Source organism: Natronobiforma cellulositropha (assembly GCF_025629245.1).
GTDB lineage: Archaea > Halobacteriota > Halobacteria > Halobacteriales > Natrialbaceae > Natronobiforma > Natronobiforma cellulositropha.
In genome coordinates, this window is the sequence record NZ_JANZXN010000020.1 from 32,035 (window position 1) to 47,165 (window position 15,131).

The 15,131-nt window shown below is 66.0% G+C and carries 14 protein-coding genes; 10 read left to right on the forward strand and 4 right to left on the reverse strand.

Annotation, left to right across the window (positions count from 1 at the left end; all coding sequences use genetic code 11):
- Positions 1-97 precede the first annotated feature (97 nt).
- From N0B15_RS10525 to N0B15_RS10545, 5 genes are all read left to right on the forward strand, one after another.
- Positions 98-1,717 (forward strand): FAD-dependent oxidoreductase, encoded by a 1,620-nt coding sequence (locus N0B15_RS10525; protein WP_263019663.1) that lies wholly within the window; start codon positions 98-100, stop codon positions 1,715-1,717.
- Between the two features lie 94 nt (positions 1,718-1,811).
- Positions 1,812-2,951, forward strand: coding sequence for an amidohydrolase family protein (locus N0B15_RS10530; protein ID WP_263019664.1), 1,140 nt, complete (start codon positions 1,812-1,814; stop codon positions 2,949-2,951).
- Positions 2,952-2,953: 2 nt separating this feature from the next.
- The gene (locus N0B15_RS10535) at positions 2,954-3,316 is read left to right on the forward strand and encodes a Rieske (2Fe-2S) protein (protein ID WP_263019665.1); all 363 of its coding nucleotides are present in this window, start codon (positions 2,954-2,956) and stop codon (positions 3,314-3,316) included.
- Entirely contained in the window at positions 3,313-4,536 is a 1,224-nt protein-coding gene (locus N0B15_RS10540) for an MFS transporter (RefSeq protein ID WP_263019728.1), read from the forward strand. The genes N0B15_RS10535 and N0B15_RS10540 overlap by 4 nt, the downstream gene beginning before the upstream one ends.
- A 36-nt stretch (positions 4,537-4,572) precedes the next feature.
- A complete protein-coding gene (locus N0B15_RS10545; RefSeq protein ID WP_263019666.1) occupies positions 4,573-5,760 on the forward strand; it encodes an iron-containing alcohol dehydrogenase family protein in 1,188 nt (395 codons plus the stop codon).
- Positions 5,761-5,837: 77 nt separating this feature from the next.
- Here N0B15_RS10545 and N0B15_RS10550 read toward each other — a convergent pair whose 3' ends face one another.
- Both N0B15_RS10550 and N0B15_RS10555 read right to left on the reverse strand, forming a co-directional pair.
- Entirely contained in the window at positions 5,838-6,824 is a 987-nt protein-coding gene (locus tag N0B15_RS10550; protein WP_263019667.1) for an aldo/keto reductase, read from the reverse strand.
- Between the two features lie 70 nt (positions 6,825-6,894).
- Positions 6,895-8,580, reverse strand: a complete 1,686-nt coding sequence (locus N0B15_RS10555; protein ID WP_263019668.1) for an aldehyde ferredoxin oxidoreductase family protein — start codon at positions 8,578-8,580, stop codon at positions 6,895-6,897.
- 515 nt (positions 8,581-9,095) lie between these two features.
- On the opposite strand from N0B15_RS10555, the gene N0B15_RS10560 reads away from it, so the two are divergent.
- Both N0B15_RS10560 and N0B15_RS10565 read left to right on the forward strand, forming a co-directional pair.
- Positions 9,096-10,172, forward strand: a complete 1,077-nt coding sequence (locus tag N0B15_RS10560; RefSeq protein WP_263019669.1) for a ComEC/Rec2 family competence protein — start codon at positions 9,096-9,098, stop codon at positions 10,170-10,172.
- A complete protein-coding gene (locus N0B15_RS10565; protein WP_263019670.1) occupies positions 10,169-10,447 on the forward strand; it encodes a DUF3006 domain-containing protein in 279 nt (92 codons plus the stop codon). Before N0B15_RS10560 ends, N0B15_RS10565 begins: the two co-directional genes overlap by 4 nt.
- Here N0B15_RS10565 and N0B15_RS10570 read toward each other — a convergent pair.
- Complete coding sequence (locus N0B15_RS10570; protein WP_263019671.1) at positions 10,444-10,932, reverse strand: methyltransferase family protein; 489 nt, start codon at positions 10,930-10,932, stop codon at positions 10,444-10,446. The genes N0B15_RS10565 and N0B15_RS10570 overlap by 4 nt on opposite strands.
- A gap of 150 nt (positions 10,933-11,082) precedes the next feature.
- On the opposite strand from N0B15_RS10570, the gene N0B15_RS10575 reads away from it, so the two are divergent.
- On the forward strand, positions 11,083-13,005 hold the full coding sequence (locus N0B15_RS10575) for a hypothetical protein (protein ID WP_263019672.1): 1,923 nt from the start codon (positions 11,083-11,085) through the stop codon (positions 13,003-13,005).
- A gap of 141 nt (positions 13,006-13,146) precedes the next feature.
- On the opposite strand, the gene N0B15_RS10580 is transcribed toward N0B15_RS10575, so the two are convergent.
- On the reverse strand, positions 13,147-13,812 hold the full coding sequence (locus N0B15_RS10580) for a 2,5-diamino-6-(ribosylamino)-4(3H)-pyrimidinone 5'-phosphate reductase (RefSeq protein WP_263019673.1): 666 nt from the start codon (positions 13,810-13,812) through the stop codon (positions 13,147-13,149).
- Between the two features lie 161 nt (positions 13,813-13,973).
- Between N0B15_RS10580 and N0B15_RS10585 the strand changes: the two genes are divergently transcribed.
- Together N0B15_RS10585 and N0B15_RS10590 are read left to right on the forward strand one after the other, a co-directional pair.
- A complete protein-coding gene (locus N0B15_RS10585) occupies positions 13,974-14,216 on the forward strand; it encodes a hypothetical protein (RefSeq protein WP_263019674.1) in 243 nt (80 codons plus the stop codon).
- A 107-nt stretch (positions 14,217-14,323) separates the two neighbouring features.
- Positions 14,324-15,085: an IclR family transcriptional regulator gene (locus N0B15_RS10590; RefSeq protein WP_263019675.1), complete on the forward strand. Its 762-nt coding sequence runs from the start codon at positions 14,324-14,326 to the stop codon at positions 15,083-15,085.
- Positions 15,086-15,131 lie beyond the last annotated feature (46 nt).

A 15,131-nucleotide genomic window follows, 5' to 3' on the forward strand; every position in this document is an offset into this window, starting at 1 on the left:
CGACAGCGGACGTGAATGCGCTCGCGTACGCGAGGGATACGTCGCCCCACCGTGAGAACCCAATAGAGCCAAATAATGAGGGTGCTATCTACGGCCCATGGTCAGGTACGAATCTCTCGAGTGCGACCCGTGGGACTACGAGACCGACGTGCTGGTCGTCGGCTTCGGCGGGGCGGGTGGCTGTGCAGCGATCGAAGCCGTCGACGCGGGCGCCGACGTGCTGGTGATCGAGAAACAACACGAAGACACCTACTACTCGAACACGCGCATCTCCGGTGGCGGCTATCACAGCCCCGACCCGGACGGCGACCGGGAGGCGCTCGTGGCGTACGCGACGGCGATGTTCAGCGGGCACAACCTCCCGTGGAAACTCGAAGGCGAACTCCCGGAAGACCTCGCAGAAGACCTCGCCGAGGCGTGGGCGACCTACGCGCCGGAGAACGAAGCCTGGATGCGGTCGCTCGACCCCGACTACGAGACGGTACTCGAGGGAACCGCGGCGTTTCCGGACTTTCCGGGCGCGGACGCGTGTGCCTACCGCGTCGTGCGCAGTACCTACTCCGGCGGTGCCGAGAACAAGGAGGTGTGTCAGAAGGACGCGCCGAAGGCGGAGAAAGAGGCCGGCGAGGCGTTCTACGCGTGTCTGCGTCACGGCGTCGACGAGCGCGGCATCGACGTCCACTGGGGGGCACCTGCGGAGGAGTTCGTCGTCGACGAGACCGGTGCGGTTCGCGGGGTCGCCGTCGCGCACGACGGCGAGACGGTCTACTACGGCGCGGGTGCGACGGTGTTGACCACCGGCGGCTTCGAGTACAACCGCGACCTCCGGCTGAACTTCCTCGAGGGGGCGGGCGTCGAGGGCTGGGCGTTCTACAGCAACCCGGCGAACACCGGCGACGGCATCGTCATGTCGATGGAAATCGGTGCGTCGCTCTCGAAGGTGGGCAAGAGCGCCTCCCGGATGATCACCGCGATTCCGGTCCGCAAACACGGGCTGAAGATGGGGCTGCGGACGCCTGTCGTCGGCCGGCCGAACGCCATCGTCGTCGACAACGCGGGGCGGCGCTACGCCTCTGAACGGACGATCACGAAGGATCCGAGCAGGTACTTCTTCTACAAGAAGGGCGTCGTCTTCGACATCGAGGCGCTCGTCTACCCGCGCATCCCCTCCTGGCTGATCTTCGACGAGACGCTCCGAAGTCAGCGCTCGGTCGTCGGCACGCGCGAACTCGGCTACCACGGCATCGAGTGGGGCGAGCGCAACGAGACGGCCATCGAGAAGGGGTGGATACTCGAGGCCCCGACGGTCGAGGCGCTCGCCGAGCAAATCGCCGCCCACCCGGACAACCGCGAAGCGATGGACCCGGAGACGCTCGCGACGACCGTCGCCACGTACAACGGCTACTGTGAGGCGGGCGTCGACGAGGCATTCGGCAACGCACCCGAGAACATGGCACCGCTGCGGACGCCGCCGTTCTACGCCGTCCCGCTCTATCCGGGCGGGCCGAACACGAAAGGGGGACTGATGGCGAACGCCGAGCGGGAGGTCCTCGACGCCGACGGTGAGGCGATCACGAACCTCTACTCCGCGGGCGAGATCTCTTCGGCGTTCAAGTTCGTCTACCAGGGCGGCGGGAACCTCGCCGAGTGCATCGCTTTCGGCCGCATCGCCGGGCTGAACGCGGCCGCGGCCGCCTCGAGCGGAGACCGGTCCTGACCGTCTCGGAGCGCCGCGAACGCCCGCAACTCACCCGTCATCCACACGGAAGATGATGTTAATGTTTATGTCTCCCTGTGCCATACGGTGGGCCATGGCACCAACGCAGTCGGGAGGAGAGCTTTCGGTAGACTCGATGCTCGTCGTCGACGCCGACGCGCACCTGCTCGAGAAGGACGAGGACCTGCTACCGTACATGGACGAGTATCCGGGGATGAAACGCTACATCGAGGGGGCGTCGGATCCCTCGGTCCAGATCCGCACACAGATCTACTCGGGACCGAACACCGTCGGCATCTACGACACGGACGCACGCGACCTGACCTCCTCGGTCTACGACAAACTCAAAGACGACGACGAGTCGGCGCACGTCGACACGAAACTCGAGGAGATGAACGACTTCGGCATCGACGTCGGCGTCGTCACCGGGACGACGATGCTCCACATCAACACGGTGAACTACCCACAGGCCGCACTCGCCTACGCGAACGCCTACAACAAGTTCCTCCGACACGAGATCCTCGACGCCCACGAGGGGATCAAAGCCGCCGCACTCGTCTCGCAGTTCGAACCCGAGAAGGGAGCCGAAGAGATCGACGAGATGGGCAGCGAAGAGGACATCGTCGCCGTCGCGATGCCCAACGGCGGGCTGAGACCGCCGTTCGGCTCGAAGGAGTTCGATCCGATCTACCAGGCGGCCGTCGACAACGACCTGCCGATCTTGCTCCACCCAACGACGAGCCTCGGCTTCGACTATCCGGCGACCTACCGCGACTCACACACCTACGCCGAGTCGCGCGTCGTCTCCCAGCCCTGGCGCTGTATGTGGGATCTGACCACCTCGTTGACCCGCGGGCTTCCCGAACGCTTCCCCGACCTGCAGATCGTCTTCCAGGAAGCCGGCATCGCCTGGGTGCCGTACACGCTCTGGCGCCTCGACGACACCTACATGGAACACCCCGACCAGGTGCCGCTGCTCGAGCAGCTCCCGAGTGAGTACGTCGAAGACCGCTACTACTTCACAACCCAGCCGCTCGGGCACACGAGCGGGGCGAACCTGGCGTCGGCGTTCGACCTCCTCGGGCCGGAGTCGATCATGTTCTCCTCCGACCTTCCCCACGGAGCGTTCGACTCGGCCCCGGAGATCCTCAGACAGCTCACCCCCCACTTCGACGAGGAGACGATCCGTGCGATCATGGGCGAAACGGCGGCGTCGGTCTTCGGGCTCGAGTGACGATGGCGAACAGAACACTCATCGCGACGGTTGCGGACCTGCCGGACCACGGCGACCGGATCATTCAGGAAGTTGGCGGCGTCGAAATCTGCGTCTTCAACATCGACGGCGAGTACAGAGCCATCGCGAACTACTGCGTCCACGAGGCAGGGCCGCTCTGTGAGGGGAGCCTGACGGGCCAGATGTGCACCAGCGACGAGGACGAGTGGCACTGGGAGTACGAGCGAGACGGCGAACTCATCGAGTGTCCCTGGCACAGCTGGACGTTCGACGTGAAGACTGGCGACAACGTCAAAGACGACCGCTACTCGGTGCCGACCTACGACGTGGACGTGGAGGACGGAGAGATATTCGTTCTGCTCTGAGCCGCGTCGAGCCAGTCGCTCGTCTCAAACGCGGTGTCGCCGACCTCTCGAGCGACGGCCGTGGGCGCGTCCTCCTCGTCATCGCCGCAGGCTGGTTCCTCTCGATCGGCGTCCGGATGGTCTACCCGGCGCTGTTGCCCTACGTACGCGAGACGTACGGACTCACGCTGACGACATCGGGGCTGCTCCTGACCGTGCTGTGGACGGCCTACGCGCTCGGGCAGTTGCCCGGTGGTATCCTCGCAGACCGCCTCGGCGAGGGGCGGATCATGGTCCTGAGTTCAGTGATCGCGGCACTGACGCTCGCGGTCGTCGTCCTCGCCGGGTCACCGACGGTGTTGTTCGCCGCCACGGCGCTGTTCGGCTTCGGAACGGCGCTCTACGGCATCGCCCGCTTCACCGCCCTCGCCGACATCTACCCGGAGCAGGTCGGTGCAGCGACCGGCGTGACGATGGCGGCCGGCGACGCCGGAAACTCGCTGTTGCCGCCGCTGGCGGTACTGTTCGCGGTCAGCCTCGGCTGGCAGTTCGGCTTCGGCGTGACGATTCCGCTGTTCGTCCTCATCGCCGTCGGTCTCTGGGTCGTCGTCCCCGCGCGAACGTCCGATCCGAACCGGGCCGTCGAGACGGTCTCGCTCGAGAGCGGACGGCTGGTGCTCACCGAGGTGCGTCGGTCGCCGATCGTACTGGCGACGACGATACTGGTCATCGGCAGCTGTATCTGGCAGGCGGTCACCGGCTTCTACCCGACGTACCTCATCGAGATGAAAGGCGTCTCACCGACGGTTGCCGCCGGTCTCTTCGGGCTGTTCTTCGCCGTCGGCATCGCCATCAAACCGCTCGCCGGAGGCACCTACGACCGGGTCGGCGCACGCCGCTCGCTCGTCACCATCATCGCCGTCATCGCCGTCGCGCTGGCGCTCGTCCCCTTCGTCCAGGGGTTCTGGCCGCTCGTCGGCGCGACGGTTCTCTTGAGCAGCCTCCTCGGCTACGCGACGATCGCGCTCTCGTATCTGACCGCGACCCTCTCCGAGGAGGTCCGCGGGACCAGCCTGGGCACCCTGCGAACCGTCTACACGCTCATCGCCGCGACGAGTCCAGCCGCGTTCGGCGCGGTCGCCGACGCCGGCTTCTTCGACGAGGGGTTCTTCGTGCTCGCCGCGATGGCCGGTGTGATGGTGCTGGTCGCGCTCCGGTTACCCGAGCGGTCCGGGGCGTGACACAAGGGTTATCCGCGCGATATGCGAACGGTCCCCATGGAGTCGATCAGCGAGGCGTTCACCGCCGACTATCACGGCTGTGACCTCGTCTACGGCAGCGGGTGCATCGAGCGACTGGGCGCGTACCTCGAGCGGAACGGACTCGAGCGCGCCCTCGTGATCTGTGGATCGAACGTCGGCGCGAACGAGGCGGTGATCGGTCCGCTCCGGCGCGGACTCGGCGAGCGGCTCGTCGGTATCTTCGACGAGACGACGCCGGCGAAGGTCGCGCAGACCGTCTACGACGGCGTGGCGGCCGTCGAAGAGTTCGAACCCGACGTGCTGATCGGTGTCGGTGGCGGGAGCAGTCTGGACGTCGCCCGGCAGGTGAGCGTCTTCGCCGTCGACGGGCGCGCTCGAGCGACCTTCGACGACGCACTCCTCGCCGGTGAGGAGGTCTCACCGGACCCGGACGAGACACAGCGGCCGGTGATCGTCGTCCCCACGACGTTCGCCGGAGCGGACATCTCAGCCGGTGGCTCTATCGAGTTCGTCGACGCGGCCGACTCGCCGTCCGGCCAGCCGCTGTTTCTCAGCGGCGAGGCGATGCCGATCGCGGCGGTCTACGACCCCGTCCTGTTCGAGGCGACGCCGAGCGGAGCGATCGCTGGCTCGGTGATGAACGGCTTCAACAAGGGAATCGAGACGATCTACGGCCGGGACGCGAATCCACTCGCCGACGCGAACGCGATCCACAGCCTGCGGATACTGCGCGAGGCACTCCCGAAGGTCGCAGACGGCGACCGAGCGGGGATGGAGCGTGCGGTCGTCGGGCTGTTGCTCGCCCAGCTCGAGCGCCAGACCTCGGTTATCCACGCCTTCGCCCACGGCCTCTCTCGCAACTACCCCGTCCAGCAGGGAACGATTCACGCCGTGCTCGCCCCGCACGTCCTGCGCTACGTCTTCGAGCGCGTCGACGCCCGCCGGGACGTCCTCGCTCAGGGGTTCGGTCTCGACCCGGACACCCCTGCCGACGAACTGGCCGACTGCATCGTCGCCGAGGTGGTCGCGGTTCGAGACGCCTTCGACCTGCCGACGCGCCTGCGAGAGATCGGGGCCGTCGATCGAGGGGACGTCCCGGAAATCGCGGCGTTCATCCGTGACGACCCGCCGATGGCGCGCGGGCCGACGGAACTCGAGGTGAGCGCCGACGAGATCGAGGCGGTGTTACGCGAGGCGTGGTGAGCACGATCGTGAGCGTGGTGAAGTGGTGATCACGAACGCGACGAACCGGTCCGTGCGACCTCGAGACGGCCGGCCGCTCACTCGTGGCCGGTGATCGGAATCGGCTCGTAGGGTTCTTCGAGGTAGGCGAGGTCGTCACTCGAGAGGTCGATCTCGAGCGCTTCCACCGCGTCGTCTAAGTGGTCGGTGCTGGTGGTGCCGACGATGGGGACGGTGACGCAGTCGGTGTGCAAGAGCCAGGCGATAGCGATCTGGGCCATCGAGACGCCGTGTCGGTCGGCCAGTTCCTCGACGCGCTCGTTGATCTCGATGTTCCCCCCGGCGTCGTAGGGGCGCTCGTGTAAGAGCGAGTCCGTCTCGCCGCGGCTCGTGGCCCTCGTCTCCCGGTGAGGGCGAGCGAGAAAGCCCTTCGCGAGCGGACTCCAGGCCATGACGCCGACGCCCTCGTTCGCACAGAGCGGGAGCATCTCGCGTTCTTCCTCGCGGTAGACGAGGCTGTAGTGATTCTGCATCGTCGCGAAGCGCTCGAGACCCGCCCGGTCGGCGGTGGTGAGCGCCCGCTGGAACTGGTGGGCCCACATGGAGGAGGCACCGACGTAGCGCACCTTGTTGCGCCGCACCAGGTCGTCGAGGGCGCGTACGGTCTCCTCGATGGGGGTGTCGTAGTCCCAGCGGTGGATCTGATAGAGGTCGATGGTGTCCATCCCGAGGCGCTCGAGGCTGGCTTCGACCTCCTGTTCGATCGTCTTCCGCGAGAGACCGCTCGCGTTCGGGTGAGCGTCCTTTGCGGGGTCGTTGTAGACCTTCGTGGCGACGACCATCTCGTCGCGGTCGTACTCCGAGAGGACGGAGCCGAGGACGCGCTCTGAGTCGCCCCACGAGTAGGAGTTCGAGGTGTCGAAGAAGGTGATCCCCAGGTCGATGGCGTGTTCGAGAATCTCGATGCTCTCTGCCTCGCTGAGCGTCCACTCGTACTTCTCGCTCGAGTCGAGACCGAAGGTCATACAGCCCAGACAGATGCGACTCACCTGCATGCCTGTGTTGCCGAGGGTAGTGTACTCCACGCAGGGCCATTCGCGCCGAGGACGAAAAACTAGCCGGTGAGAACACGCGGTGTGGGGTCGGTCTCGGTGGTCAGTCGTCTGCCGGGGCACCGCCCTCGAGCGCCGCCTCAGGGACCGTTCCGTCGTCGTTCCAGCCGCGAGCCTCGTAGTAGGCCGTCAGCGCCTCCTCGAAGCCGGGGAGGTCCTCGGCGTAGGGTAGCGTGTCGTCGGCGCGGTCGAAGCCGCGTTCGTTGTTGAAGCGCCGCTCCATGTCGACGACGCGGCCGCCGATCTCGAGGAGGTCTTCGAACGCGGCGTCGAGCAGCGTCGAGAGACGCTCGGGCGAGACGAAGTTCCGGGAGAACTTACAGAGGACGGCGCTGTCTTTGATCGCGTTCTCGTTTTCCTTCTCGACGACCTTCGGGGGTTTGCCCTCGAGTCCCGCGGGTTCGAGCATCTGGTCCTCGTCGACGAGCGGGTACTCGAGCGGGTAGAACTCGGCGTACATGTGGTCTGCACCGCGGTTCGAGGTGGCGAAGGCGAGACCCTGGCCGTTGAGTTTGCGGCCGTCGTGGGCGGGGAACTCCATGCCCTTGACCGTCCAGTTCTCGACGCCGAGCTCCGTGTGACAGCGGGCGACGCCCTCGGCGAGCGTATCGCCGATGCCCTCGCGGTGGGCGATCTTCTCGACGGTCTCGTGGATCAACGCGGCGTTGCCGAACTCGTCTTCGGCGGCGAGGTAGGCGGCGACGGTGTCGCCACAGGAGATGGTGTCGAGACCGAGTTCGTCACACAGTTTGTTCGACTGCATCACGTCGACGATGTCGTCGATACCCGAGTTCGACCCGAAGGCCATCACCGTCTCGTACTCCGGTCCCTCCGTCACGAGGTCGCGCTCTTCGTCTTTCGTCGGGAGTTTACAGGCGAAGGCACACGCAGAACAGGTTCCCTTGCGGTACTTCTTCTCCTCGACACGGTCGCCGCTGATGCCCTCAGCGCCGTCGAACGACAGTTCCGAGAAGTAGTGCGTCGGCAGCGCCTCGACCTCGTTGGCGAACTCCGTCATCGAGGAGGTGCCCTGGCGACGCATGATGTGGTCGGAGGTCGCCGCCTCGCGGTGGACGTCCATCTGGAGCGCCGGGAGGTCGACCGTCCGCGTCGAGTCACCGTCGAAGGTGATCGCCTTCACGTTCTTCGAACCCAGGACCGCGCCGAGACCACCACGGCCGAAGGCACGTTCTCTCGAGGTCATCAGCGAGGCGAAGCGCACGAGATTCTCGCCCCCGGGACCGATACAGACGTTGTGGTCCTCGGCGAGACCGTACTCCTCCTCGAGATAAGCGCAGGTCGCTGAGGTCTCTGCGCCCTCGAGTTCGGGGACGGGGTGGAACTCGACGCCCTCGTCGGTGACGGAGACGACGAGGAGGTCGTCGCTCGCGCCGGTGATTTCGACGGCTCCGTAGCCGGTCGCGGTGAAGTTCCGCGAGAGAAAGCCCCCAGCGTTCGAAGAGAGCAGGCCGTTCGTCAGCGGCGAGACGCTGGTGGCGGACATCCGCCCGGTGAAACTCATCGTCGCGTGCTGGAACGGTCCCGTCGCGAAGACGACCCGGTTCTCCGGTCCCAGCGGGTCGACGTCGAACGGCGTTCTGTCGTAGACGAGTTTCGTTCCGACTCCCCGGCCACCGATGTAGTTCTCGAGAACGTCGTCGATCTCTTCTGTGTGGTACTCGCGCGACCCGACGTCGATAGACAGGAGTGGTCCCGCCGTGTGTTTCATGGACGGTGTATCCACCCGAACCCGCAAAACGATACCGGTTCCGAGAGTGTCCGGTCGGGGCGAGACGACCGCATGACAGATGGTTCACAACGAAGACAAGTCTATTATAAATGATGAAATAGTATCTGATAGGTTTTGGCTGATCCACTCGCGATCGACGTACACGAATCGCCCAGACAGGTTCGAGAAACGGGCCGAAAAAACCTCGATCGAGGGCATCACGAGGGAGCACCCTCGAGCACCGGCACCGGGGTGTTGTGCGGTAAAGTGTGGGTTCACGAGCAGACAGTCCTTCGTGTCCGACCGGAGCCAGGGGTGAGGATACGACGAGAGGTCCAGCCGAATTGTCCAATAGTTCGTAGTTATTCTATAAATAGACATTTTCACAATATATGCGTATTATCGATACTATCCGCCGGGCCAGTGCGGTGTCGGCTCCGAATGCAGCGCACTCGAGCCGAACCTGACAACGAACCTGACACAACGACCATGTATGGCCCGCTCGAGCGTCCGGTATGAAGCGCCACCTCGCACTCGTGCTCGTCGCGGTGTTGCTCGTCCTCGCAGGCTGTGCGGAGGGCGTCGAGACGGGCGGGGACGACCTCGGAGGGGGAGTCGACGTGCCGGGTGACGAACCGGCGGCCGACGCCGAGAGGGCGGAAGGCGACGGCGGCGAATCTGAGGAGACCGCGGCCGTCGACGGCGAACTCGAGATTCACCACATCGACGTCGGCCAGGCCGACGCGACACTGTTCGTCGCGCCCTCCGGCGAGACGATGCTCGTCGACTCCGGCGACTGGCGCAACGGCGGCGCCGACGTGATCGCCTATCTCGAGGCGCGCGGAATCGAGCGTCTCGACCACCTCGTCGCGACGCACGGCCACGCCGACCACATCGGCGGCCACGACGCGGTGATCGAACACTTCGAGACCGAGGGCGAGGGCATCGGGCGGGCCTACGATTCGGGCGTCGCGGCCACCAGCCAGACCTACGAGCGCTACCTCGACGCGGTCGAAGCGCACGACGTAGACCTGGTACTCGTCGAGGAGGGCGACCAGTTCACCCTCGGCGAGGCGACCGTCGAGGTGTTCAACCCGCCCGCCGGTGACAGCGGGACGGACCTCCACTACAACAGCGTGACGCTCGCGGTGCACTTCGGCAGCGTCACCTACCTCACGACGGGCGACGCAGAAGACGACGCCGAAGCGCGGATGGCTGAGTCGGTCGGCGGCGGCCTGGCGGCAGACGTCTACCACGCTGGCCACCACGGCTCGTCGACCTCCTCGACGCCGCCGTTTCTCGAGCACGTCGTCCCCGAAGTGGCAATCATCTCGAGTGCGTTCGACTCACAGTACGGCCACCCACACGACGAGGTGCTCGAGGCGTTCGCCGAGCGGGGCGTCGAGACCTACTGGACCGGTGTCCACGGCGATATCGTCCTGCGGACCGACGGTGAGAGCTACGAGGTAGAGACCGAACACGCGTTCTCGAGCGATGCAGGGGACCTCTTAGCCGAGAAGCCTCGAGACGACGCGCAGGCGTCGCTCGGGCCAGTCGGTGGCGTCGCTGCGACGCCGGTGGTGAGCCGATGAGCGAGACCTACACGGCGACGCTGGATCGGATCGTCGACGGCGAGTGGGCCGTGCTGTTGCTCGAGGACGAGGGTGAGACGGTCGACCAGCTCGACGTCCCCCTCGAGCGGCTACCCGCGGAGGGGCGAGACGAGGGAGCGGTGTTCGAGGTGCAACTCGAGGCGGGTAACCTCCGTGAGCTTCGGTACCGGGACGAGGAGACACACTCGCGCCGGGCGCGCGCCCAGGAGCGTCTCGAGCGACTCTCGGAACGGCTCTCTGAGCGAGACTCCTAACTGAGCCGCGGCAGCCACCGGGGAACGCGCTCACAGTAGCGCTCGAAGGTCTCGCCGTGTTTCTCCCGCAGGTGCGGCTCTTCGTAGCCGACGACGCGGTTGTGAAAGCCGAGCGCGCAGCCAGCGGCCCACCAGCAGACGAACAGGGAGCGATACAACAACGCTTGGCCGACGACACAGAGGACGACCGCGACGTACATCGGATTGCGAACGTGGGCGTACACCCCGCCAGCGACGAGTTCCTCGGGTTCGTCGACCGGGGCTGGCGTCCCCTCGCCCTCGTCGGCGAAGCGCCAGGCGGTGTGCGCGTACAGCACGAGTCCGCTGACGAGCGAGACGACGCCGAGTACGTCACTGAGACGGCTCTCGAGCGGAAACTCGAGGCTGTCCGCTCGAGCGAGCACCCAGGGGATCAGTCCGGCGACGACGCCGGGGACGGTCAGTGAGAACAGCACTGTCTTCAGGAGCTGGAACGGTGTCGGCATGGACGAGCGTACGACGGCGCTACCAAGGAAGGTTGCGGCCCCTGCAGGCTCGCCCGAGACCGGTCGGTAGGGAAGGAGAAGCCAGAGAGTGCAGACAGCCCTTCCGTGTTAAATTATATATAGCATTGGTAAAATATAAGTAAAATAGTCATGGGATTCGACACGATGGGCGACGGCGAGCCGGACCGGGACGGGCGGCCGCAGCAGGGCGAACACACGGACTCGAGGTCTCGAGAGAGTGTGACGTCCCGGCGGGCCGTTCTGAACGCACTCGGGGTGAGTACGGCCGTCGCAGTGGGGGCAGGCACCGTCCAGGGAGTAACGGCGGAACCGACGGCCGCCGGGAGTGAGACGGCCGGGCCGACACCACCGACGAACCTCGAAGCGAGTCCGCCGCCGGCGGGAGAGGGTATCGAACTCTCGTGGGATGGAGTCGACGAGCCGTGTCGCGACTCGCTCTCACACTACGTGATCACGCGAACAGGTGACGCGGTGGAGACCGTCCCCGCGGGAGTCACCCGGGCGCGAGTCGACGCGTCGGCCAGCGACGGGCAGACCGTCTACGGCGTGAGCGCGGTCGACGAGTACGGACTCGAGTCGGAAGCGGCGACGGTCGAGGCGACGGCCGCGGCCACGACGCCCGACGCACGGGTGAGTCTGGTTCCGGGAACCGACATGCTCGATGTCGATGAGATCGACGTCGGCGACTCGGTCCCCGCCGAACTCGTCCTCCGTCCGAGAGCGGGCGAGACGGTCGACCTCGAGGGGTTCAGCGCGGACGTGTGGGCGTCGACGCCGTGTGCGGTGGCGTTCACGTCGATGGGGTACGGCGACGGGTTCACCTCGGTCGAACCGCCGGCGTACTCGAGCGACAACGATGGGGTCGTACTCACCGCTGGCGGCTTCACCGGCGAGGTCGACGACGAGGTGGTGCTCGCGACGATCCTGGTCGAGGGACGGGGCGTCGCAGCGACGGAACTGTACGTCGAGAATCTCGAGGTCACAGCCGACGGTGGAGAGTCCATCGACGCGGCAAACGACTGGACGACGCTCCCCGTCGAAGCGCCGGCAGAGGAGGTTCCCGACGCGCCGTCGAACCTCGAAATTCGGCAGGGCATCAGTACCAGAGCCGACGTGTTCTGGGACGGCGTCGACGACCCCTGTGACCCCTCGCTCTCACACTACTCGATAACCATCGACGGCGTCGAAGCGAAGACGGTCCCAATCGGCACCGAGTCGGCGACGATCAGGCTCCAGGCAGACACCTTCACCGTCGGTGTCGAGACCGTCGACGGAGACGGCAGGACGTCGGTCGCGGCGACCGATACGTTCGGAGGTCTCGCCGTCGCAGATCCGGGAACACTCCTCCGGGTCGAACTCCCCCGCGAGCGGATCGAACCCGGCGAGACCATCGAGGCACCGATCGTCCTCAGCGAACTGATCGGAACGATCCCACCCCACTTCGGGTTCGAGATCGACGTCAGCGTGAGCGCACCCTGTGCGGCGACGATCACGGATGCGTCGTACCCGCGTGCGTACCCGATCCCGGACGATCTCGACCTGCCGGAGGACCCCCTCGAGTACCCGGAACTGCTCCCGTACGACGACGATCCGTACGTCGTCGAACCGACGCCGCCAGCGGTCGCCGACGACGGGTCGTCGGTAACGCTCGCCGTCGACCTGTTCAGCCGCGGGCTCGAGACGGCCGATCTCGTGATCGCGACCGTCGAACTGACCGGCCAGGCCGACGGCCACACGGAGATCGAAACCAGCGTGAGAGCGCTCGACGCCGACGCACCGATGAACGTACTGCCCCGCTGGGAGACGCTCGAGGTCGACGACAGCCCGACACCTCCACCGATCGGCGACAACGAGAATCCCCCGCAGGACCTCGACGGTGACGGACGCTACCGCGACGTCAACGGCAACGGCAGGCTCGACTTCGACGACGTCGTCACGTTCTACCAGCACATCGACGAGCCAGCGGTGACGGCGTACCCCGACGCCTACGACTTCGACGGCAGCGGCGAACTCAGTTTCAAGGATGTGATTGCGTTGGTCGAACGGGTGTAAGCCGTTCGTGCTCACTGAGCACCGCTCAGTGGTGTTCGAGCGCGTGTAGCGCTCGAGCTAACGAGACGGCAGTCTCGTTGTGTTCGAACGGGTGTAGCGTTCGAGTCGGGAAACACCGGTCGGTCCCGAGGAGGAGGTGGCCTACCCCTCGAGCGTCCAGCGCAACAACACCCCCTCGTCGAGACGCTCGACGCCAGCCAACTCGAGATCCGGAAAGTCGGTGACGAAGCCGTCGCCGTCGGCGAGCGTGGGGGCGTCACGGCCGCCGATCAGCGTCGGGCCGACGAACACCGAAAGCTCGTCGACCAGACCGCACTCGAGCAGCGAGAAGATGAGTTCGCCGCCGCCTTCGACCATCACGGTCTCGATACCTGCGTCCGCGAGGGCGACGAACGCGGGCAGGAGGTCGACGCGTTCCTCCCCGGCGGTGACGAACTCGACGTGGTCGGCCGCGAGCGCCGCCCGCCGCTCGAGGTCGGCGCGCTCCGTGACCAGCAGGTAGGTGGTCGCCGCCTCGTCGAGAATCCGTGCGTCGGGCGGGGTGCGGGCGCTCGAGTCGACGACGACGCGTGCCGGGTGCGGTGGCCGTCCCGCCTCGCGTCGTCGCTCGATCAGCGCCGGATCGTCGAGCGTCAGGTGGGGGTCGTCGGCGAGGACGGTGCCGACACCAACGACGACGGCGTCGCTCTCGGCGCGCAGGCGGTCGACGCGGGCGAAGTCCTCGGGACCGCTGATACGGATCTGCTCGCGGCGTCTCGAGGAGAGTTTCCCGTCGGCGCTCATCGCGGCGTTGACGACGATGTGCATGGGCGTCGTTCGCGCCTCCGGGATAACGGTGTTGCCGTTCGAGTCGACGGGCGACCGCGAGATGACTCGAGCGACTCACCCGAAACCACCCTCGAGCACCCGGCCGGGCGGAAAGGGCGGCCGAGTGAAAGCGTTAGGTCGAGTCGGAGATCAGTAGCAGTATGGAACCGGAGGATACAGAGCGGGACGAGCCACCGTCGGTCCGATCACAGCTACTGAACGCCCCCTCACTGTTACGTTTCGCCGCGTTCGCGCTCGTCATCGGCGGCTTCCTGGGCGCACTCGAGACGGGTGCGTCGCCGATTGCCGGTGACTCGGCCTTCAGCCTCCTCTTCTACGCGGGTATCGCCTGTGCAGTCGGCTCGATCTACCTGGGAATCTTCCAGCACGACCTGAATTCGTAGCGTCGGGTACCAGCGGGTGCTGATAGCCACATCCGTGCGTCGAATCAGGGAACCTCATTCGCTATCACAGAACAAGTTATTTGAGGACTCGAGTCCAATCGGTGGCTATGGCAGAGCCCAAACACCCGGTCCAGACGGTCGACAGGATGCTCGACATCGTCGAGATCATCCACGAGCAGGACGGCGCGGGTGTCTCCGAAATCGCAGAACAGGTCGAACTCGGCAAGAGCGCGGTCCACAACCACCTGACGACGCTCGCAAACCGCGAGTACGTCGACAAAGACGGCGATCAGTACCACATCGGTCTCTCGTTTCTCAGCCTCGGGGCGTACGCGCGTAACAGAACACCGATCTACGAGACCGGACGATCCCAGGTCGACACGCTGGCCGACCGGACGGGCGAACTCGTGAACTTACTGGTCGAGAAGAACGGCATGGGCGTCTACCTCTACCAGGCTAAAGGCGAGAACGCCGTCGAACTCGACACCCACGAGGGCAAACGCGTCCCGCTCCACTGCACCGCCGTCGGCAAGGCGATGCTCGCCTTCCGCCCGACCGAGGAGGTCGACGAGATCCTCGACACTCACGGGATGGAGCCGGTGACCGCCCACACCATCACCGACCGTGAGGAGTTCCACGCCCAGCTCGAGGAGATCCGCGAACGCCGCTACGCGATCGACAACGAGGAACGACTCAACGGCCTGCGCTGTATCGCCGCCCCCATCACCGACGACCAGGACCGCAGCGTCGCCGCCGTCAGCGTCTCCTGTCCCGTCCACCGCGTCGGCGACGCCCGCTTCTACGAGGACCTCCCGGACGCCGTCCTCGGCACCGCGAACGTGATCGAACTCGAGCACAACTACTCCTGAGCCGGTCGGACAGGTTCCGGGATACGAACGCTCATGACGCCGGGTG

Excerpts from the sequence above, each read along its gene's own strand:
- N0B15_RS10535 (WP_263019665.1), top strand. The coding sequence starts at position 2,954 with ATGGCGAACAGAACACTCATCGCGACGGTTGCGGACCTGCCGGACCAC.
- N0B15_RS10530 (WP_263019664.1), top strand. The coding sequence starts at position 1,812 with ATGGCACCAACGCAGTCGGGAGGAGAGCTTTCGGTAGACTCGATGCTC.
- N0B15_RS10590 (WP_263019675.1), top strand. The coding sequence starts at position 14,324 with ATGGCAGAGCCCAAACACCCGGTCCAGACGGTCGACAGGATGCTCGAC.
- N0B15_RS10585 (WP_263019674.1), top strand. The coding sequence starts at position 13,974 with ATGGAACCGGAGGATACAGAGCGGGACGAGCCACCGTCGGTCCGATCA.
- N0B15_RS10565 (WP_263019670.1), top strand. The coding sequence starts at position 10,169 with ATGAGCGAGACCTACACGGCGACGCTGGATCGGATCGTCGACGGCGAG.
- N0B15_RS10560 (WP_263019669.1), top strand. The coding sequence starts at position 9,096 with ATGAAGCGCCACCTCGCACTCGTGCTCGTCGCGGTGTTGCTCGTCCTC.
- N0B15_RS10580 (WP_263019673.1), bottom strand. The coding sequence starts at position 13,812 with ATGCACATCGTCGTCAACGCCGCGATGAGCGCCGACGGGAAACTCTCC.
- N0B15_RS10545 (WP_263019666.1), top strand. The coding sequence starts at position 4,573 with ATGGAGTCGATCAGCGAGGCGTTCACCGCCGACTATCACGGCTGTGAC.
- N0B15_RS10570 (WP_263019671.1), bottom strand. The coding sequence starts at position 10,932 with ATGCCGACACCGTTCCAGCTCCTGAAGACAGTGCTGTTCTCACTGACC.
- N0B15_RS10525 (WP_263019663.1), top strand. The coding sequence starts at position 98 with ATGGTCAGGTACGAATCTCTCGAGTGCGACCCGTGGGACTACGAGACC.
- N0B15_RS10575 (WP_263019672.1), top strand. The coding sequence starts at position 11,083 with ATGGGATTCGACACGATGGGCGACGGCGAGCCGGACCGGGACGGGCGG.
- N0B15_RS10555 (WP_263019668.1), bottom strand. The coding sequence starts at position 8,580 with ATGAAACACACGGCGGGACCACTCCTGTCTATCGACGTCGGGTCGCGC.